Source organism: Streptomyces indicus, assembly GCF_900100315.1.
Classification (GTDB): domain Bacteria; phylum Actinomycetota; class Actinomycetes; order Streptomycetales; family Streptomycetaceae; genus Streptomyces; species Streptomyces indicus.
On the sequence record NZ_FNFF01000003.1, the window covers coordinates 139,941 to 158,508 of the forward strand.

Annotated in this window: 17 protein-coding genes; 1 reads left to right on the forward strand and 16 read right to left on the reverse strand. The window is 70.3% G+C overall.

Annotation, left to right across the window (positions count from 1 at the left end):
- Positions 1–53 precede the first annotated feature (53 nt).
- The 6 genes from carB to pyrR form a co-directional block, all read right to left on the reverse strand.
- Positions 54–3,362: a carbamoyl-phosphate synthase large subunit gene (gene carB, locus BLT97_RS10105; protein WP_093608479.1), complete on the reverse strand. Its 3,309-nt coding sequence runs from the start codon at positions 3,360–3,362 to the stop codon at positions 54–56.
- A complete protein-coding gene (gene carA / locus BLT97_RS10110; RefSeq protein ID WP_093608480.1) occupies positions 3,355–4,503 on the reverse strand; it encodes a glutamine-hydrolyzing carbamoyl-phosphate synthase small subunit in 1,149 nt (382 codons plus the stop codon). Before carA ends, carB begins: the two co-directional genes overlap by 8 nt.
- Complete coding sequence (locus BLT97_RS10115; protein ID WP_245769241.1) at positions 4,500–5,099, reverse strand: PH-like domain-containing protein; 600 nt, start codon at positions 5,097–5,099, stop codon at positions 4,500–4,502. Before BLT97_RS10115 ends, carA begins: the two co-directional genes overlap by 4 nt.
- A complete protein-coding gene (locus tag BLT97_RS10120; RefSeq protein WP_093608481.1) occupies positions 5,096–6,382 on the reverse strand; it encodes a dihydroorotase in 1,287 nt (428 codons plus the stop codon). The genes BLT97_RS10115 and BLT97_RS10120 overlap by 4 nt, the downstream gene beginning before the upstream one ends.
- A gap of 2 nt (positions 6,383–6,384) precedes the next feature.
- Positions 6,385–7,365: an aspartate carbamoyltransferase catalytic subunit gene (locus BLT97_RS10125; protein WP_093608482.1), complete on the reverse strand. Its 981-nt coding sequence runs from the start codon at positions 7,363–7,365 to the stop codon at positions 6,385–6,387.
- A gap of 105 nt (positions 7,366–7,470) precedes the next feature.
- Positions 7,471–8,049, reverse strand: coding sequence for a bifunctional pyr operon transcriptional regulator/uracil phosphoribosyltransferase PyrR (gene pyrR, locus BLT97_RS10130; protein ID WP_093608483.1), 579 nt, complete (start codon positions 8,047–8,049; stop codon positions 7,471–7,473).
- 229 nt (positions 8,050–8,278) lie between these two features.
- On the opposite strand from pyrR, the gene bldD reads away from it, so the two are divergent.
- Positions 8,279–8,779: a transcriptional regulator BldD gene (gene bldD, locus BLT97_RS10135; protein WP_093608484.1), complete on the forward strand. Its 501-nt coding sequence runs from the start codon at positions 8,279–8,281 to the stop codon at positions 8,777–8,779.
- A 403-nt stretch (positions 8,780–9,182) separates the two neighbouring features.
- On the opposite strand, the gene nusB is transcribed toward bldD, so the two are convergent.
- From nusB to mltG, 10 genes are all read right to left on the reverse strand, one after another.
- Positions 9,183–9,617 carry a transcription antitermination factor NusB gene (gene nusB, locus BLT97_RS10140; RefSeq protein WP_093608485.1) on the reverse strand — a complete coding sequence of 145 codons (435 nt, stop codon included), beginning with the start codon at positions 9,615–9,617 and terminating at the stop codon, positions 9,183–9,185.
- Between the two features lie 2 nt (positions 9,618–9,619).
- Positions 9,620–10,186: an elongation factor P gene (efp, locus tag BLT97_RS10145; protein WP_093608486.1), complete on the reverse strand. Its 567-nt coding sequence runs from the start codon at positions 10,184–10,186 to the stop codon at positions 9,620–9,622.
- Between the two features lie 48 nt (positions 10,187–10,234).
- Positions 10,235–11,341 (reverse strand): aminopeptidase P family protein, encoded by a 1,107-nt coding sequence (locus BLT97_RS10150; RefSeq protein WP_093608487.1) that lies wholly within the window; start codon positions 11,339–11,341, stop codon positions 10,235–10,237.
- Positions 11,342–11,431: 90 nt separating this feature from the next.
- Positions 11,432–12,454: an AAA family ATPase gene (locus BLT97_RS10155; protein WP_093608488.1), complete on the reverse strand. Its 1,023-nt coding sequence runs from the start codon at positions 12,452–12,454 to the stop codon at positions 11,432–11,434.
- Between the two features lie 186 nt (positions 12,455–12,640).
- On the reverse strand, positions 12,641–13,735 hold the full coding sequence (gene aroB, locus BLT97_RS10160; protein ID WP_093608489.1) for a 3-dehydroquinate synthase: 1,095 nt from the start codon (positions 13,733–13,735) through the stop codon (positions 12,641–12,643).
- A complete protein-coding gene (locus tag BLT97_RS10165) occupies positions 13,732–14,244 on the reverse strand; it encodes a shikimate kinase (RefSeq protein ID WP_093608490.1) in 513 nt (170 codons plus the stop codon). Before BLT97_RS10165 ends, aroB begins: the two co-directional genes overlap by 4 nt.
- Positions 14,241–15,425, reverse strand: a complete 1,185-nt coding sequence (aroC, locus tag BLT97_RS10170) for a chorismate synthase (RefSeq protein WP_093608491.1) — start codon at positions 15,423–15,425, stop codon at positions 14,241–14,243. The genes BLT97_RS10165 and aroC overlap by 4 nt, the downstream gene beginning before the upstream one ends.
- A 130-nt stretch (positions 15,426–15,555) precedes the next feature.
- Entirely contained in the window at positions 15,556–15,894 is a 339-nt protein-coding gene (locus BLT97_RS10175) for a hypothetical protein (protein ID WP_093608492.1), read from the reverse strand.
- A gap of 38 nt (positions 15,895–15,932) precedes the next feature.
- The gene (locus tag BLT97_RS10180) at positions 15,933–16,763 is read right to left on the reverse strand and encodes a shikimate dehydrogenase (protein ID WP_093608493.1); all 831 of its coding nucleotides are present in this window, start codon (positions 16,761–16,763) and stop codon (positions 15,933–15,935) included.
- Positions 16,763–18,478, reverse strand: a complete 1,716-nt coding sequence (mltG, locus tag BLT97_RS10185; RefSeq protein WP_093608494.1) for an endolytic transglycosylase MltG — start codon at positions 18,476–18,478, stop codon at positions 16,763–16,765. Before mltG ends, BLT97_RS10180 begins: the two co-directional genes overlap by 1 nt.
- Positions 18,479–18,568: the final 90 nt, after the last annotated feature.

Here is an 18,568-nt window from a genome sequence, read left to right on the forward strand (position 1 = left end):
AGTGGGTCTCATGAAGAGGGGGACACCGTTTCCGGTGTCCCCCTCGTGGGCTGCTAGTCGCGGGCCGCGGTCAGATGGTCGGCGTGTTCCTGGAGGGAACGGACGCCCACTCCCCCGGTGTTGAGCGCGTCGATGCCCTGTACGGCGGCGGCGAGCGCCTGCACCGTGGTCAGGCAGGGGACGCTGCGCGCCACCGCGGCGGTACGGATCTCGTAGCCGTCGAGGCGGCCGCCCGTGCCGAACGGGGTGTTGACGATCAGGTCGACCTGGCCCTCGTGGATCAGCTGGACGATCGTCTTCTCGCCGTTCGGGCCCTCGCCCTCGGACTGCTTGCGCACGACGGTCGCGTTGATGCCGTTGCGCTTGAGCACCTCGGCCGTGCCGGACGTGGCCATCAACTCGAAGCCGTGCGACACGAGTTCACGCGCCGGGAAGATCATCGAGCGCTTGTCGCGGTTGGCGACGGAGATGAACGCGCGGCCCTTGGTGGGCAGCGGGCCGTATGCACCGGCCTGCGACTTGGCGTACGCCGTGCCGAAGACCGAGTCGATACCCATGACCTCACCGGTCGAGCGCATCTCCGGGCCGAGCACGGTGTCCACGCCGCGGCCGTGGATGTCGCGGAAGCGCGACCACGGCATGACGGCCTCCTTGACGGAGATCGGCGCGTCCATGGGGAGCGTGCCGCCGTCACCGGTCTTCGGGAGCAGGCCCTCCTCGCGCAGCTCGGCGATGGTGGCGCCGAGCGAGATGCGCGCGGCGGCCTTCGCGAGCGGCACCGCGGTCGCCTTCGAGGTGAAGGGGACGGTGCGCGAGGCGCGCGGGTTGGCCTCCAGGACGTACAGGATGTCGCCGGCCATCGCGAACTGGATGTTGATCAGTCCGCGTACACCAACTCCCTTGGCGATGCCCTCAGTTGAGGCCCGCAGGCGCTTGATGTCGAAGCCGCCGAGGGTGATCGGGGGCAGCGCGCAGGCCGAGTCGCCGGAGTGGATACCGGCCTCCTCGATGTGCTCCATGACGCCGCCGAGGTAGAGCTCCTCGCCGTCGTAGAGCGCGTCCACGTCGATCTCGATCGCGTCGTCGAGGAAGCGGTCGACCAGGACGGGACGGTCCGGCGAGATCTCCGTGGACTCCTCGATGTACGAGGACAGACGGGCCTCGTCGTACACGATCTCCATGCCGCGGCCGCCGAGCACGTACGACGGGCGGACGAGGACCGGGTAGCCGATCTCGTCGGCGATCGTCTTGGCCTCGGCGAAGGTGGTGGCGGTGCCATGCTTCGGCGCGGGGAGCCCGGCCTCGGCGAGCACGCGGCCGAAGGCGCCGCGGTCCTCGGCGGCGTGGATGGCCTCGGGCGAAGTGCCCACGACCGGGACGCCGTTGTCCTTGAGCGCCTGCGACAGACCCAGCGGGGTCTGGCCGCCGAGCTGCACGACGACACCGGCGAGCGGGCCCGCCTGCTGCTCGGCGTGCACGATCTCCAGGACGTCCTCGAGCGTGAGCGGCTCGAAGTAGAGGCGGTCGGACGTGTCGTAGTCCGTCGAGACCGTCTCCGGGTTGCAGTTGACCATCACGGTCTCGTAGCCCGCGTCGCTCAGCGCGAAGGAGGCGTGGACGCAGGAGTAGTCGAACTCGATGCCCTGGCCGATGCGGTTCGGGCCGGAGCCCAGGATGATCACCGCGGGCTTGGTGCGCTGCGCGACCTCGGTCTCCTCGTCGTACGAGGAGTAGAAGTACGGGGTCTTGGCGGCGAACTCGGCGGCGCAGGTGTCCACCGTCTTGTAGACCGGGCGGACACCGAGCGCGTGCCGTACCTCGCGGACCACGTCCTCGCGCAGGCCGCGGATCTCCGCGATCTGGGCGTCGGAGAAGCCGTGGCGCTTGGCGTGGGCGAGCAGCTCGGGGTCGAGCTTCTCGGCCTCGGCGAGCTCGTCGGCGATCTCCTTGATGAGGAAGAGCTGGTCCACGAACCAGGGGTCGATCTTCGTGGACGCGAAGACCTCCTCCTGCGTGGCGCCGGCGCGGATCGCCTGCATGACGGTGTTGATCCGGCCGTCGGTGGGCCGTACGGCCTCTTCGAGGAGGGCGGCCTTGTCGCCCACCGGGCCGGTGAAGGCGAACTGCGAGCCCTTCTTCTCCAGGGAGCGCAGCGCCTTCTGGAGCGCCTCGGTGAAGTTGCGGCCGATCGCCATGGCCTCGCCGACCGACTTCATGGTCGTGGTCAGCGTGGAGTCGGCGGAGGGGAACTTCTCGAACGCGAAGCGCGGGGCCTTCACGACCACGTAGTCGAGCGTCGGCTCAAACGAGGCCGGCGTCTTCTCGGTGATGTCGTTGGGGATCTCGTCCAGCGTGTAGCCGACGGCCAGCTTCGCGGCGATCTTCGCGATCGGGAAGCCGGTGGCCTTGGACGCGAGCGCCGAGGACCGGGACACACGCGGGTTCATCTCGATGACGATCACGCGACCGTCCTCGGGGTTCACCGCGAACTGGATGTTGCAGCCGCCGGTGTCGACGCCGACCTCGCGGATGATCGCGATACCCACGTCGCGCAGCACCTGGTACTCGCGGTCGGTGAGGGTCATCGCCGGGGCGACGGTGATCGAGTCACCGGTGTGCACGCCCATCGGGTCGAAGTTCTCGATGGAGCAGACGACCACGACGTTGTCGTTCTTGTCGCGCATCAGCTCCAGCTCGTACTCCTTCCAGCCGAGGATGGATTCCTCCAGGAGCACCTCGGTGGTCGGCGAGAGCGTGAGGCCCTGCCCGGCGATACGGCGCAGCTCCTCCTCGTCGTGCGCGAAGCCGGAGCCGGCGCCGCCCATGGTGAAGGAGGGGCGGACGACGACGGGGTAGCCGCCCAGCGTCTCCACGCCCTTGAGGACGTCGTCCATGGAGTGGCAGATGACCGAGCGGGCGGACTCGCCGTGCCCGATCTTCTTGCGGACCTCCTCCACGACCTCCTTGAACAGGTCGCGGTCCTCGCCCTTGTTGATCGCCTCGACGTTGGCGCCGATGAGCTCGACGCCGTACTTCTCGAGGACGCCCTGCTCGTGCATGGAGATCGCGGTGTTGAGCGCGGTCTGGCCACCCAGCGTCGGGAGCAGCGCGTCGGGACGCTCCTTGGCGATGATCTTCTCGACGAACTCCGGGGTGATCGGCTCGACGTACGTGGCGTCGGCGATCTCCGGGTCGGTCATGATCGTGGCCGGGTTGGAGTTGACCAGGATCACGCGCAGGCCCTCGGACTTGAGGACGCGGCAGGCCTGGGTGCCGGAGTAGTCGAACTCGGCGGCCTGGCCGATGACGATCGGGCCGGAGCCGATGACCAGGACGGACTGGATATCGGTGCGCTTAGGCACGCTCGGCCTCCATCAGGGATACGAAGCGGTCGAACAGGTAGGCGGCGTCGTGCGGACCGGCCGCCGCCTCCGGGTGGTACTGGACGGAGAAGGCCGGCTGGTCGAGCAGCTGGAGGCCTTCCACCACGTTGTCGTTCAGGCAGACGTGCGAGACCTCGGCGCGGCCGTAGGGGGTCTCGCTCACCTTGTCGAGGGGCGCGTCCACGGCGAACCCGTGGTTGTGCGCGGTGACCTCGACCTTGCCGGTGGTGCGGTCCTGCACCGGCTGGTTGATGCCGCGGTGGCCGTACTTCAGCTTGTACGTGCCGAAGCCGAGCGCGCGGCCCAGGATCTGGTTGCCGAAGCAGATGCCGAAGAGCGGCGTCCTGCGCTCCAGGACACCCTGCATGACGGAGACGGCGTGGTCGGCGGTGGCCGGGTCGCCCGGCCCGTTGGAGAAGAACACGCCGTCCGGGTTGACCGCGTACACGTCCTCAACCGTGGCGGTGGCGGGCAGCACGTGCACCTCGATGCCGCGCTCGGCCATGCGGTGCGGGGTCATGCCCTTGATGCCCAGGTCGACGGCGGCGACCGTGAACTTCTTGGTGCCGATCGCGGGGACGACGTAGGTCTCCTTGGTGGCGACCTCGGCGGACAGGTTCGCGCCCTTCATCTGCGGGGCTTCCTGCACGCGGGCGAGCAGCGCCGCGTCGTCCGCGACGGCGTCACCGGAGAAGATGCCGACGCGCATCGCACCGCGCTCGCGCAGGTGGCGCGTCAGGGCGCGGGTGTCCACGCCGGAGATGCCGACGACGCCCTGGTTCGCGAGCTCCTCGTCCAGCGAGCGCTTGGCGCGCCAGTTCGAGGGGACGCGTGCGGGGTCGCGTACGACGTAGCCCGAGACCCAGATGCGGCCCGACTCGGGGTCCTCGTCGTTGACGCCCGTGTTGCCCACGTGCGGGGCCGTCATGACGACGACCTGCTTGTGGTACGAGGGGTCGGTCAGGGTCTCCTGGTAGCCGGTCATGCCGGTGGAGAACACGGCTTCGCCGAAGGTCTCCCCCACGGCCCCGTAGGAGCGGCCGCGGAAGATCCGGCCGTCCTCCAGGACGAGTACGGCGGGAGCGGCCTGCGTGCGGGCTCCCCTGGTGGAGGTCGTCATCGTTCGGCGCCTTCCGTGCTGGTTTCGGTGTTCGAAGTCGATGTCATGGAGTTGATGGCCTCGACCCAGGCCGCGTGCTCTGCGGCGTGGTCGGAGCGGAAGCCGGAGTCGAGCTGCTTGCCGCCGTGCTCCCAGGTGACGATCAGGAGACCGCCCTCGGCGAGCACCTTGCCCGCGATGCCCTTGTCGAGCCGGGCCTCGCGCAGGGCCGCGGCCGGGATGAAGAAGTCCTGCGCCCCGGGGCGTACGACATCCAGACCAGCGTCCGTGAGCGTGAGCTCGACGCGGCTGCGCGTGCCGAGACCGTGGGCCACGATCCGGTCGAGCCACTGCCCGGCCGTGGTGGACCCGTGGTACCGGCCGCTCAGCTCAAGTCTCGCCGGACCCTGCCCGCTCGGCGCGGCGGGCAGCTCGGGCAGGTCGCCCTGGAGCGTGCCGCGCCACTTCCAGCCCTGACGCATCAGCCAGTAGACGAGGGCGATGAACAGCAGGAGTCCGACGACCCAGCCGATCCGCGCCGCCCAGTCCGTGACCTCGGCGGACTTCTTCTCGGCAGCGGTCTGTGCGATCTGTGCAGCAAAGAGGTAGGTGCTCACGCCAGCTTCCCGTCGATGACCGTCGCGCGGCCCCGCAGGAAGGTGTGGGTGACGCGACCGGGCAGCTCGAGACCCTCGTACGGGGTGTTGCGGCTGCGGGAGGCGAATTCCGCGGAGTCCACCGGTCCACGGTATGCCGGGTCGACCAGCGTGAGGTTGGCCGGCTCACCTGCCGAGACGGGGCGTCCATGGCCGGCGAGGCGGCCGATCTTCGCCGGGTTCACGGACATGCGCTGGGCGACGCCCGCCCAGTCGAGCAGACCGGTGTCGACCATCGTGTGCTGGATCACGGACAGCGCGGTCTCCAGGCCCACCATGCCCATGGCGGCCGCGGCCCACTCGCAGTCCTTGTCCTCGTGCGGGTGCGGGGCGTGGTCGGTGGCGACGATGTCGATCGTGCCGTCGGCCAGAGCCTCGCGCAGGGCCATCACGTCGTTCTGCGTACGCAGGGGCGGGTTGACCTTGTAGACCGGGTTGTACGTACGCACCATCTCGTCCGTGAGGAGCAGGTGGTGCGGGGTGACCTCGGCGGTCACGTCGATGCCGCGGGACTTGGCCCAGCGGACGATCTCGACGGAGCCGGCGGTCGACAGGTGGCAGATGTGCACGCGGGAGCCGACGTGCTCGGCGAGCAGCACGTCGCGGGCGATGATCGACTCCTCGGCGACGGCCGGCCAGCCGCCGAGACCGAGCTCGGCGGAGACGACGCCCTCGTTCATCTGGGCGCCCTCGGTCAGGCGGGGCTCCTGGGCGTGCTGGGCGACGACACCGTCGAAGGCCTTCACGTACTCCAGGGCGCGCCGCATGATCACAGCGTCGTCCACGCACTTGCCGTCGTCGGAGAAGACCACGACGCCGGCGGCGGACTCGTGCATCGCGCCGAGCTCGGCGAGCTGCTTGCCCTCCAGGCCGACGGTGACGGCGCCGACGGGCTGCACATCGCAGTAGCCCGACTCCTTGCCGAGCCGCCAGACCTGCTCGACGACGCCGGCGGTGTCGGCGACGGGGAAGGTGTTGGCCATCGCGTGCACAGCGGTCCAGCCGCCCCTGGCGGCGGCCTTGGTGCCGGTCAGGACGGTCTCGGAGTCCTCACGGCCGGGCTCGCGCAGGTGGGTGTGCAGGTCGACGAGACCCGGCAGGAGGATCTGGCCGTCGGCCTCGATGACTGTGGCGCCCTCATCCGAGAGACCGCTGCCGACCGCCTCGATGGTCTCGCCGTCGATCAGGACGTCCTGCGGCTCGCCGCCCAGGACCTTCGCACCGCGGATCAGAATCTTGCTCATGGTTACTTGCCTTCCTCGGTACGGGCGTGGGTGACGGCCGGCTCGTTGCCGCCCAGAAGCAGGTAGAGGACCGCCATGCGCGTGTGCACGCCGTTGGCGACCTGTTCGACGACGGTGCAGCGCGGGGAGTCGGCCACCTCGGCGGTGATCTCCATGCCGCGGACCATCGGGCCGGGGTGCATCACGATCGCGTGCTCCGGCATCTTCGCCATGCGGTCCCCGTCGAGGCCGTAGCGGCGGCTGTATTCGCGCTCGGTCGGGAAGAACGCGGCGTTCATCCGCTCGCGCTGCACGCGCAGCATCATCACGGCGTCGCTCTTGGGCAGCACGGCGTCGAGGTCGTACGAGACCTCGCAGGGCCAGCTGTCCATGCCGACCGGCAGCAGGGTCGGCGGCGCGACCAGCGTGACCTCGGCGCCGAGCGTGTGGAGCAGGTCGACGTTGGAACGGGCGACGCGGCTGTGCAGGATGTCGCCGACGACCGTGACGCGCTTGCCGGACAGGTCCTGGCCGATGCCGGCGTCGGGCCCGATCAGGCGGCGGCGCATGGTGAACGCGTCGAGCAGCGCCTGGGTGGGGTGCTGGTGAGTGCCGTCGCCGGCGTTGATGACCGGGGCGTCGATCCAGCCGGAGTTGGCGAGGCGGTACGGGGCGCCGGAGGCGCCGTGCCGGATGACGACGGCGTCCACGCCCATCGCCTCCAGGGTCTGGGCGGTGTCCTTCAGGGACTCGCCCTTGGAGACCGAGGACCCCTTGGCCGCAAAGTTGATGACATCCGCGGACAGCCGCTTCTCGGCGGCCTCGAACGAGATCCTCGTGCGGGTCGAGTCCTCGAAGAACAGATTGCAGACCGTGCGTCCGCGCAGGGCGGGCAGCTTCTTGATCGGCCGGTCCGAGACGCGGGCCATCTCCTCGGCGGTGTCGAGGATGAGGACGGCTTCGTCGCGGGTGAGGTCGGCGGCCGAGATGAGGTGACGCATCATCTGGAAGGCTCCGTAAGGCAGTTCAGGAGGTTCCGGGTCTCCCCGGATTCACGGGCATGCGGGCGTGCGGAAGCACACGAAGGCCGCTGGGGACCTTCGGGGGTGCTAGCGCTCGCCTGCCGGGGAGGCCTGCTTCTCGCCGAGCAGCACGGCGTCGCGGCCGTCCTCCTCGGAGAGCTGGACCTTGACCGTCTCCCGCAGCGACGTCGGGAGGTTCTTGCCGACATAGTCGGCGCGGATGGGCAGCTCGCGGTGGCCGCGGTCGACGAGAACGGCGAGCTGCACGGCGCGCGGCCGGCCGATGTCGTTCAGGGCGTCGAGGGCGGCGCGGATGGTGCGGCCGGAGAAGAGCACGTCGTCGACCAGGACGACCAAGCGGCCGTCGATGCCGTCGGCCGGGATCTCGGTGCGCGCGAGGGCCCGCGGCGGGTGCATCCGCAGGTCGTCGCGGTACATGGTGATGTCGAGCGAGCCGACCGGGATCTTGCGGCCGGTGATCTCTTCGAGCTTGTCGGCCAGACGCCGGGCGAGGAAGACGCCGCGGGTCGGAATGCCGAGGAGCACCACGTCGTCGGCGCCCTTGGCACGTTCGACGATCTCGTGGGCGATGCGGGTCAGCACCCGCGCGATGTCCGGGCCTTCGAGAACGGGCCGGGCAGCATCGGAATGCGCGCTTGAGTCCATGAAAAGGACCTCCTTCTCCGCCTCACGGGACGGACCTTAAAGGACGTCGTAATTGCGCCAACCACGGTACCAGCACTTGGCAACGGCGCTGATCACACCCCCTTCGAAGGAGCGGTCCGGACCTTTCGGCTTGACGCATGGACGTAACGCTGCGTAACCTCACAGTGAGTTACCAGCCATGCGGCAGGCTTGACGGCGGCCGCAGATCGAAACGGTGTCCGGGAGCTATATGTCCAGCGAATACGCCAAACAGCTCGGGGCCAAGCTTCGAGCGATCCGCACCCAGCAGGGCCTCTCCCTCCACGGTGTGGAAGAGAAGTCCCAGGGACGCTGGAAGGCGGTCGTGGTCGGTTCGTACGAGCGCGGTGACCGCGCGGTGACCGTACAGCGCCTGGCCGAACTGGCCGATTTCTACGGGGTGCCGGTGCAGGAGCTCCTCCCGGGTACGACCCCCGGCGGCGCCGCCGAGCCGCCGCCGAAGCTGGTGCTCGACCTCGAGCGTCTGGCCCACGTTCCGCAGGAGAAGGCGGGCCCGCTGCAGCGCTACGCGGCGACGATCCAGTCGCAGCGCGGTGACTACAACGGCAAGGTGCTGTCGATCCGCCAGGACGACCTGCGCACCCTGGCCGTGATCTACGACCAGTCGCCGTCGGTCCTCACGGAGCAGCTCATCAGCTGGGGCGTCCTGGACGCCGACGCCCGCCGCGCCGTGGCCCACGAAGAGGCCTGAGCCTCTGCAGAAACGTGCCGCCTGGCCGGGACCAACAGGTCCCGCCCAGGCGGCTTTTCGTTGGCCTGAGCTCGCGCGAGCACCCCGGACGCCTTTGGCCCGTTGGCCACGGCTTGGTACGCCGAGGCGACCAATACCGCCTGGCATATGCCTCGCCCGCTGCTGTACGAGCACCCCAGTGGCAACGGTGGTCTGCTCCCTGGGGGTGTGGGGGCGTCAGCCCCCACACATCTCACCGCCGCGGAGCGGCGGAGCAGCCAGGCGGCCGGAGGCCGCGAGTGCCCGCCCCCGGGGTGCCCCGTCACGTAGCCCCCGGCCGCGCAGCGCCCCCGTACGCCGGAAGCCCGCAACGCACCAAGCGTTGCGGGCTTCCGGGCAAGCGGGACCGGCGTAGAGCGAAAAGCTACGCCTCGTCGCGCCGCAGCGACGGCTTGAGGTCCTTCAGGCGGCCCAGCAGGCCGTTGATGAAGGAGGGCGACTCGTCCGTGGAGAACTCCTTGGCGAGCTGCACGGCCTCGTCGAGCACGACGGCGTCCGGCGTACCGTCCACCCAGACCAGCTCGTACGCACCGAGCCGCAGGATGTTGCGGTCCACGGCCGGCATCCGGTCGAGCGTCCAGCCGACGGCGTACTGCGAGATCAGCTCGTCGATACGCGGGGCGTGCTTCACGTACCCCTCGACGAGCTCCATCGTGTACTCGCTGACGGGCGGCTGCCGGGTGTCCGACTTGGAGTGCCGGATCCAGTCCGCGAGGACCGTCTGCACGTCGGCGTCGCGCTGGTCGGCCTCGAAGAGGATCTGGAAGGCGCGCTTACGAGCCGTATTGCGGGCAGCCACGGTTAGCTGTTCACCCGGCCGAGGTAGCCGCTGTCACGGGTGTCGACCTTGATCTTCTCGCCCGTGGTGATGAACAGCGGGACCTGGATCTGGTGGCCGGTCTCCAGGATGGCGGGCTTGGTGCCGCCGGTGGAGCGGTCGCCCTGGACGCCCGGCTCGGTCTCCTGGATGGTGAGCTCGACGGCGGCCGGCAGCTCGACGAAGAGCACCTCGCCCTCGTGCTGCGCGACGGTGGCCTCGAAGCCCTCGATCAGGAAGTTCGCGGCGTCGCCGACAACCTTCTTGTCGATGTGCAGCTGGTCGTACGTCTCCATGTCCATGAAGACGAAGTAGTCGCCGTCCATGTACGAGAACTGCATGTCACGCTTGTCGACAGTGGCCGTCTCGACCTTGACGCCGGCGTTGAAGGTCTTGTCGACGACCTTGCCGGACAGCACGTTCTTGAGCTTGGTGCGCACGAAGGCCGGGCCCTTGCCGGGCTTGACGTGCTGGAACTCGACGACGGACCAGAGCTGGCCCCCGTCGAGCTTGAGCACCATGCCGTTCTTGAGGTCGTTCGTGGAAGCCACGGTTGCGGATCTCCTGGACTGGACTGGTGGGACCGAGGGCGCCCCGCGCTACAGCGCGAGCAGCTCCTTGGTCGTGATGGTGAGTAGCTCGGGTCCGCCGTCCGCCTCGGGGCGCACGACGAGCGTGTCATCGATCCGGACACCGCCCCGTCCCGGGAGGTGGACTCCAGGTTCGACGGTGACCGGCACGCAAGCGTCCAGTTTACCCATGGCCGTGGGGGCCAACTTCGGGTCCTCGCCGATTTCGAGGCCGACACCGTGTCCGGTGGTCGCCGCGAGCTGTTCCGCGTACCCCGCGGAGTCCAGGACCTGCCGCGCCGCATGGTCCACATCCCGGTAGGCCACACCGGGTGCGAGCGCCTCACGCCCGGCCCGCTGGGCGGCGAACACGAGGTCGTAGAGCTCGATCTGCCAGTCGGCCGGAGAGGTGCCGATGACGAACGTACGGCCGATCTCACAGCGGTAGCCGCGATAGTTGGCCCCGAGGCAGACCGTGAGGAAGTCGCCCTCCTCGACCCTGCGGTCGGACGGCCGGTGCCCGCCGCGCCCGGAGTTCGGCCCGGTGCCCACAGAAGTGGCGAAGGCCGGTCCGTCCGCGCCGTGGTCGACCAGGCGCCGCTCCAGTTCCAGGGCGAGGTGGCGTTCGGTGCGTCCGACGAGGATCGACTCCAGCAGCTCGCCGAGCGCCTGGTCGGTGATCTCGGAGGCGATCCGGAGATACGAGATCTCCTCGTCGTCCTTGACCAGCCTCAGCTGCTCCACGGCGCACCCCAGGTCGGCGAGGCGCAGCCGGGGCGCCACCGAGGTCAGGGCGCGGTGCCGGGCGACGGTGAGGTGGTGCTCCTCGACCGCGAGCGACTCGGCACCCGCGGCGGCGGCCAGGTCGGCCGCGGCCACGGCCGCGTCGCCGTCGGGAGCGCCGAGCACCTGGAGCCGCAGATGCTCGTCGGGCCGGCCCTCCACGGGCTCACCGGTCGGCACCCGGCTGCACAGCAGCAGGTCCTCACGGGGGCCGAGCAGCAGGACGGCGCCCTGCGGCGCTGCGCCCGCGAGATAACGGACATTGGCGGGCCGGGAGACGACGGCCGCGGCGCTGCCGCCGGCCGTGCACTGCTCCCTCAGCCGCTCTCTGCGGGCCGCGTACACCTCTGACATGAGCCGAGCGTACGAGCGGGTGCGCGGCGCTGCGCGGTCAGCGCGTCCGACCGGGCGCCCGCCCCCGCGCCGTGCGCCCGCCCCGGGGGCTCACCACTGCGGCGGGCTCGCTATCGACCGCGCGAGCACCTCGTCGAGGACGCGGGCGGTGGTCGGGACGTCGTAGTGCGAGTTGTCGATGATGGGCAGCCCCGACCCGTACCAGCCGGCCATCCGGCCATGGATACGGGCGACTTCCTCGTCCGTGAGCCGCCGGTTGCCGCTGCGCTGCGCATTGCGCTCGAGCACGATCTCCAGACCCGGCAGGAGCACGACGGGCAGCAGTCCCGGCCCTACGTGGCGCTTCCAGCCGCCGAGCCCGACCACCGGACGGTCCGGGAAGACGGCGTCGTCGAGGATGCAAGAGATCCCGTTGGCCAGGAAGTTGCGGGCCGCGAAGCCGCAGGTGCGGCGGGCGAGGCGGTACTGCGCCTCCGAGTTGTCGTTCCACCCCGACTGGGGATCGGCGAAGCCCGAGCGCACCCATTCCCGTACGTCGTCGAGGCTGATGTGCGCGGTCGGGACGCGGCGGTGCTCGGCCCAGAACTTGGCCACCGAGGTCTTGCCGGCACCGGCGGGGCCGATCAGGAGAACGGCGAGGGTGGTGGCGCCGGTGTCCACAGGCGCCTGCCCCGGCGGCGGACTCGGCACGGCGACAGGCCCACCGGGCGGCAGCTGGACATGCCCCGTGGTGTCACGCGACGGGGGCGCCTGATGCAAGGGCTGGTGCGGAGCCTGCTGTTGGTGCGGGGTCTGCTGCGGATGCGGCGCCTGCTGCGGGTGCGGAGCCTGCTGCGGGTGCGGAGCCTGCTGCGGGTGCGGAGCCGACGGCTGATGCGGAGCCTGCTGCTGATGCGAGGCCGGCGGCTGGTGCGGGGCGGGGGCCGGCTGGTGCGTCGGGCCTCCGCCCTGGAATCCGGCCGCGGGCGGTACGGCCGGAGGCGGCGCCACCACAGGCGGCGGAGGTCCGGCCGGCGGGGCGACGGCGCCGGGCGCGGGCGCACCGGGGTGCGGTCCGGCCGGTCCATGCCCCGGCTGATGGGGCGGCAGCGGGTTGCCCACTGCGTGCTGCATCCGGTGCCACTCCGTCTCGTACAGGCGACTGGCGCTGGTCGGGCGTCCTCGTCGGGCGGAACTCGGCGTCGGGTCCCTCGCGGTCACCGGACGCTGCCCGGCGACTGGGCTTTCACGGAACGGTACCGTCCCCGGCCGCCGTTGTGTGAACGGCCGGGGACGGACAGAAGTGCCCGAATGGCTTGATTACGAGGAAACTTCGCCGTACGCGGCGAGCAGAACCGCAGGGTCGGGCCCTTCGAGGACCGACGGCTTGCCGAGCCCGTCGAGGACGATGAAGCGCAGCAGGTTGCCGCGGGACTTCTTGTCCACCTTCATCGTCTCCAGGAGCTTGGGCCACTGGTCGTAGCGGTAGCTCAGGGGCAGCCCGACGGACTCCAGGACGGTGCGGTGGCGGTCGGCCGTGGCATCGTCCAACCGGCCCGCGAGGCGGCCGAGTTCGGCCGCGAAGGCCATGCCGACCGAGACGGCGGCACCGTGGCGCCACTTGTAGCGCTCGTTCTTCTCGATGGCGTGCGCGAGCGTGTGGCCGTAGTTGAGGATCTCGCGCAGCCCGGACTCCTTGAGGTCGCTGGAGACGACCTCGGCCTTGACGCGGATCGAGCGCTCGATGAGCTCGGCGGTGTGCGGTCCCGCGGGCGTACGGGCCGCCTGCGGGTCCTCCTCGATCAGGTCGAGGATCACCGGGTCGGCGATGAAGCCGGCCTTGATGATCTCGGCCAGACCCGACACGTAGTCGTGGACCGGCAGCGACTCCAGGGCGGCCAGGTCGCAGAGCACCCCGGCCGGCGGGTGGAAGGCACCGACGAGGTTCTTGCCCTCGGCCGTGTTGATGCCGGTCTTGCCTCCGACGGCCGCGTCCACCATGCCGAGCACGGTCGTGGGCACGGCGATCCAGCGGACCCCGCGCAGCCAGGTCGCGGCCACGAACCCGGCGAGGTCAGTGGTCGCCCCGCCGCCGACGCCCACGATCACATCGGTGCGCGTGAACCCGGTCTGGCCGAGCGCCTTCCAGCAGTACGCGGCCACCTCGGCGGTCTTGGCCTCCTCGGCGTTGGGCACCTGGATGGCCACCGCCTCGTAGCCCTGCTCGGCGAGGTCGGCGCGCAGGGCGTCGCCGGTCTCGGCCAGCGCCTCGGGGTGGATGACCGCGACCCGCTGGGCCTTCTTCCCGATGAGACCGCTGAGTTCACCGAGCAGCGAGCGCCCCACGAGCACCTCGTACGGATCGTTTCCGGCGCTGCCGCCGACCTGGATCCGGGTCACCTGCTGCTCGGTCATGCCTGCTTCAACTCCAGTGCTTCGAGGACCGCTTCGGCGACCTCTTCGGGGGCCCGGCCGTCGGTGGCGACCACGACGCGGGCGACTTCCTGGTACAAGGGGCGGCGCGCTTCCATGAGTTCACGCCACTGCTTGCGCGGGTTGACGGCGAGCAGCGGGCGGGCCACGTTCAGGCCGGTGCGCTTGACCGCTTCCTCGACGTCCATCGAGAGATAGACGACCGCATGCTCGGCGAGCAGCGCGCGCGTGCCCTCGTCCATCACGGCACCGCCGCCGAGCGCGAGCACTCCGTCGTGGTCGGCAAGCGCCTCCCGTACGGCCCGGCGCTCCAACTCCCGGAAGTGCGGCTCGCCTTCCTCGATGAAGATGTCGGAGATCTCGCGCCCCTCGGCGGCCACGATGTCCGCGTCGGTGTCGCGGAAGGTGCAGCCGAGGCGCTCCGCGAGCAGCTCGCCGACGGTCGTCTTGCCCACGCCCATCGGACCGACGAGAACAATCCGGGGGCTCATCGGATGTGGAGGTGGTCGAGGTACGACTGCACGTTGCGCCGCGTCTCGGTGACGCTGTCGCCGCCGAACTTCTCCGCCACCGCGTCCGCGAGCACCAGCGCGACCATGGCCTCGGCCACGATGCCCGCGGCCGGCACCGCGCACACGTCGGACCGCTGGTGGTGCGCCTTGGCCGCCTCACCGGTGGCCACATCGATGGTGGCCAGCGCGCGCGGCACGGTCGCGATCGGCTTCATCGCGGCCCGTACGCGCAGAAGTTCACCGGTGGTCAGACCACCCTCCGTCCCCCCGGAGCGGCCGGAGGAACGCTTCACACCGTCCTCGGTCTGCACGATCTCGTCGTGCGCCTGCGAGCCGGGCACGCGCGCGAGGTCGAAGCCGTCGCCGACCTCGACACCCTTGATCGCCTGGATGCCCATGAGCGCGGCGGCCAGACGGGCGTCGAGCCGACGGTCCCAGTGCACATGCGAGCCCAGCCCCACCGGCACGCCGTACGCGAGCACCTCGACCACACCGCCCAGGGTGTCGCCGTCCTTGTGGGCCTGGTCGATCTCCGCGACCATCGCCTTCGACGCATCCGCGTCCAGGCAGCGCACCGGATCGGCGTCCAGCTTCTCCACATCGGCCGGGGTCGGGTACACGCCGTACGGAGCCTTCGCCGCGGCCAGCTCGACCACATGCGAGACGATCTCGATCCCGGCGGTCTCCTTCAGGTACGACCGGGCCACCGCACCCAGCGCGACCCGCGCCGCGGTCTCCCGCGCACTCGCCCGCTCCAGAATCGGCCGGGCCTCGTCGAAGCCGTACTTCTGCATGCCGGCCAGATCCGCGTGACCGGGCCGCGGCCGGGTCAGCGGCGCATTGCGCGCCAGCCCGTCCAGGATCTCGGGGTCGACCGGATCGGCCGACATGACCTGCTCCCACTTGGGCCACTCGGTGTTGCCCACCATGATCGCGACCGGGGAGCCGAGCGAGAGACCGTGCCGGACACCGCCCAGGAACGTGATCTCGTCCTGCTCGAACTTCATCCGCGCGCCGCGTCCATAGCCGAGCCGCCGCCTCGCCAGGTGGTCCGCCACCATCTCCGTGGTGATCGGGACGCCCGCGGGCAGCCCCTCAAGGGTCGCCACGAGTGCGGGGCCGTGGGACTCGCCCGCGGTCAGCCAACGCAACCTGCTCAACGGTGCTCCTCATGCTCGCGCCTGGTACAGCGGCGGCGCGACCGGGTGCGCGGCCCTGGCCCGCCTCCCCTAGATCCTCCCACGAGCGGCGCCTTCTCCCGGCCGCCGGTCCAGCAGGCGGACGCCGGTCTCAGTCCTCGCGCCGCGCGGCGTTCTGCTGAGGCGCGTAGCTGCCGAGGAAGTCGGCGCCGCTGCGCTGCTGCGGCACGGTGGGCTGCTGTGCACCCGGGGCGTACGGTCCCAGGTAGTCGGCCCCGGAGCGCTGCCCTTGCCGGGCCGCGGGGGTCGATACGCCCTGCCGCCGCGCACGGCGCCGGTCGAGCTTCCGCTTGATCTTCACGACCCAGCTCGCGACAACGGCGAGCAGCACCAGCGCCACGAAGGTGAACTGGATCCAGTCGGGCAGAAAGCCGAGCACCCCGTCGAAAATTCTGCTGCCGACCGACGCGAGCGACACACCTGTGTCCATGAAATCCCCCCAAGGATCACGACGAGAACGCCGGAATCCTAGCGCTCGGCCAGCGCCCGCTCCCCCGCGGTCCGCATGGCACCGAGCGGCGCCGGGCAACGCCCGGTCATCTGCTCCACCTGCAGCACCGCCTGGTGAACGAGCAGGTCGAGCCCGCTGACCACCGCACCGCCGAACATCGACCAGCGCGCGGCCAGTTCGGTGGGCCACGGATCGTAGAGCACGTCGAAGAGCGTGCCCGGACGCTCGGGCACGGCCTTCGCGAGGTCGTCGGTCGTACCGGCGGGTGTCGTGGCGATCACCAGGGGTGCCTCGAGCGCGGCGGCCGCCTCGCTCCACGGCGCCGTCCGCACCTCGACATCGAGCCGCTCGCCCCACTGCTGCATTTCCTGGGCGCGCGCGTCGCTGCGCACATACGCGACGACCTCGCCGGAGCAGACCCGGGACAGGGCCGCGAGCGCCGAGGAGGCGGTGGCGCCGGCGCCGAGGATCGCCGCCGACTCCACCTGTTCGACGCCGTGTTCACGCAGCGCCTCCACGATCCCGGGGATGTCCGTGTTGTCGCCGACGCGGCGGCCGTCCTCGGTGAACACCACCGTGTTCACCGCCTCCACCGACGCGGCCGTCTTGCTGACCTCGTCGAGCAGCGGCAGCACGGCCCGCTTGAGCGGCATGGTCAGGGACAGCCCCGCCCACTCCGCCCCGAGCCCTTCGAGGAAGCCGGGCAGCGCGGCCTCGTCCACCTCGAAGCGCTCGTACGACCAGTCCCGCAGGCCAAGACGCTCGTACGCCGCCCGGTGCAGGACGGGCGAGAGCGAGTGGGCGATGGGCGAGCCGAGAACCGCGGCCCGCCGTCGCACGTCTGTCATCAGTCGTTGTTCTTCTGTGCGTCGAGGTACTTCTGACGGTTGCGCTCGTGCTCCGCGTTCGTCACCGCGAACAGGGTCTCGTTCGCGCTGATCGACACGAAGTAGTTCCACTTGCCCTTGACCGGGTTGATCGCGGCTTCGAGCGCGTCCTTGCTGAAGGTGCTGATCGGACCCGGCGGCAGGCCCTTCGCGCCGGCCCAGTACGTGTTGTACGGGTCCTCGATCTTGCGCAGGTCGTCCACGGAACCGGTGCCGAGCTTGGACTCGCCGCGCACGTAGTTGACCGTGGAGTCCATGTCCAGGAGGCCGTAGGTCTCCGGGTTGTCGAGGCTCTTGCGGTTGTAGATGACGCGCGCGATCTTGCCGAAGTCCTGCTTGTGGCCTTCCTTCTGCACGATGCTCGCCACGGTGACGATGTCGATCGCATTGCGCAGGCCGAGTTCCTTCGCCTTGGCCTCGAGGTTGTAGTCCTCGAGCAGCGAGGTGGTGCCGGCCACCATCTTCTTGAGCACGTCCTCGGACTTCATGCCCTCTGACACCGCGTAGGTGTCCGGACGCAGGAAGCCTTCCAGCGGGTCCTTGACGTCCTTGTTCGGGGTCTCGGCCCACTTCGGCAGGCCGAGCTCCTTCCAGTGCTCCTTGGCGTACTTCGCCGTGGTGCCGTCCTTCTGCCCGGTGCGCTTGTCGATCTCCTTGTAGACCGTGGAGTTGCGCGCACCGGGGATGACCATGAGGTTGTTGCCGCTCTTGGGGTCGAGCAGCAGCGCGACGGCGGCCTCGGCGGACATCTCCTTCTCGAGGATGTACGCACCGGCCTGGATGCCGAGGCCCTTGGGGTGGTCGGCCTGCGCGGCGGCGAACGCCTCGACGCTGGCCACGACCCCGTTGTCCTTCAGGATCTGGCCGATCTGGTTGCCGCCCGCGCCCTTGGGGATCTCGATGGACACGGTCTGGCCGTTGCCGTCGCCCTCGTAGTCCTCGGCCGAGCCGAAACGATCCTGGTAGAACTGGTAGCCGAAGTAGCCGACGCCGCCGAGACCGCCGGCGAAGACCGCCGCCACGACCAGGCAGGCGCAGCCGCTGCGGCGCTTCTTGCCGCCCTTGCCGCCGCGGCCCCTGCGGTCGCCGCGACCGCCACCGCGTCCGCGGTCGTCATCGTCGTAGCCGTCGTCATCGTCCCCGCCGCCGGCGAAGAACGCGTGCTCGCCCTGGTCGGGACCCGGGTCCCAGTCGGGCTTCTGCTCGGGCACCGCGCGGCGGCGGCCCGGGGGCTGCGGCGGCGGGTAGGCCTCGGGCGTGCGGTAGTGGTCGGGCTGGTCGCCGCCGTACTGCGCGGGCTGCCCGTAGGGTTCGGCACCCGCGCCGTACGAGGCCTGCTGGCCCGTGTCCCAGCCGCCGTTGTAGTCGTGCTGCGGATAGCCGCCCTGCGAGCCGCCGCCGTAGGAGGCCTGCTGACCCGTGTCGTAGGAGGCCTGCTGACCGGTGTCGTACGAGGAGTTGGCGCCCTCCCCGTATGCGGACTGCTGACCGGTGTCATACGACGCGTAGCCGTGCTGACCCGTGTCGTACTGCTGGGGCTGCTGCGGGTAGTGCTGCGGCTGGCCGCCGTACGGACTCTGGCCACCGGCGGCCTGCTGTCCCCACCCCTGGTCCCCGTACAACGGGTCCTCGGGGTGCCACGGTTCGGGGCCTCGGCCCCGGCCATACTCAGTCATCGATCCCCTACGAGCCGCGAGGCGGCCGCCGGTCGCCGCACGACCGGTTCCCTCCGCCTCTCCTGCTGCACGCCAAGCTGTTCGAACACC

Bases quoted from the DNA above. Each gene is read 5' to 3' on its own strand.
- carA (WP_093608480.1), bottom strand. From the start codon at position 4,503: ATGACGACCTCCACCAGGGGAGCCCGCACGCAGGCCGCTCCCGCCGTA.
- bldD (WP_093608484.1), top strand. From the start codon at position 8,279: ATGTCCAGCGAATACGCCAAACAGCTCGGGGCCAAGCTTCGAGCGATC.
- BLT97_RS10150 (WP_093608487.1), bottom strand. From the start codon at position 11,341: ATGTCAGAGGTGTACGCGGCCCGCAGAGAGCGGCTGAGGGAGCAGTGC.
- BLT97_RS10120 (WP_093608481.1), bottom strand. From the start codon at position 6,382: ATGAGCAAGATTCTGATCCGCGGTGCGAAGGTCCTGGGCGGCGAGCCG.
- BLT97_RS10155 (WP_093608488.1), bottom strand. From the start codon at position 12,454: ATGCAGCACGCAGTGGGCAACCCGCTGCCGCCCCATCAGCCGGGGCAT.
- BLT97_RS10165 (WP_093608490.1), bottom strand. From the start codon at position 14,244: ATGAGCCCCCGGATTGTTCTCGTCGGTCCGATGGGCGTGGGCAAGACG.
- aroB (WP_093608489.1), bottom strand. From the start codon at position 13,735: ATGACCGAGCAGCAGGTGACCCGGATCCAGGTCGGCGGCAGCGCCGGA.
- mltG (WP_093608494.1), bottom strand. From the start codon at position 18,478: ATGACTGAGTATGGCCGGGGCCGAGGCCCCGAACCGTGGCACCCCGAG.
- BLT97_RS10175 (WP_093608492.1), bottom strand. From the start codon at position 15,894: ATGGACACAGGTGTGTCGCTCGCGTCGGTCGGCAGCAGAATTTTCGAC.
- BLT97_RS10180 (WP_093608493.1), bottom strand. From the start codon at position 16,763: ATGACAGACGTGCGACGGCGGGCCGCGGTTCTCGGCTCGCCCATCGCC.
- BLT97_RS10125 (WP_093608482.1), bottom strand. From the start codon at position 7,365: ATGATGCGTCACCTCATCTCGGCCGCCGACCTCACCCGCGACGAAGCC.
- pyrR (WP_093608483.1), bottom strand. From the start codon at position 8,049: ATGGACTCAAGCGCGCATTCCGATGCTGCCCGGCCCGTTCTCGAAGGC.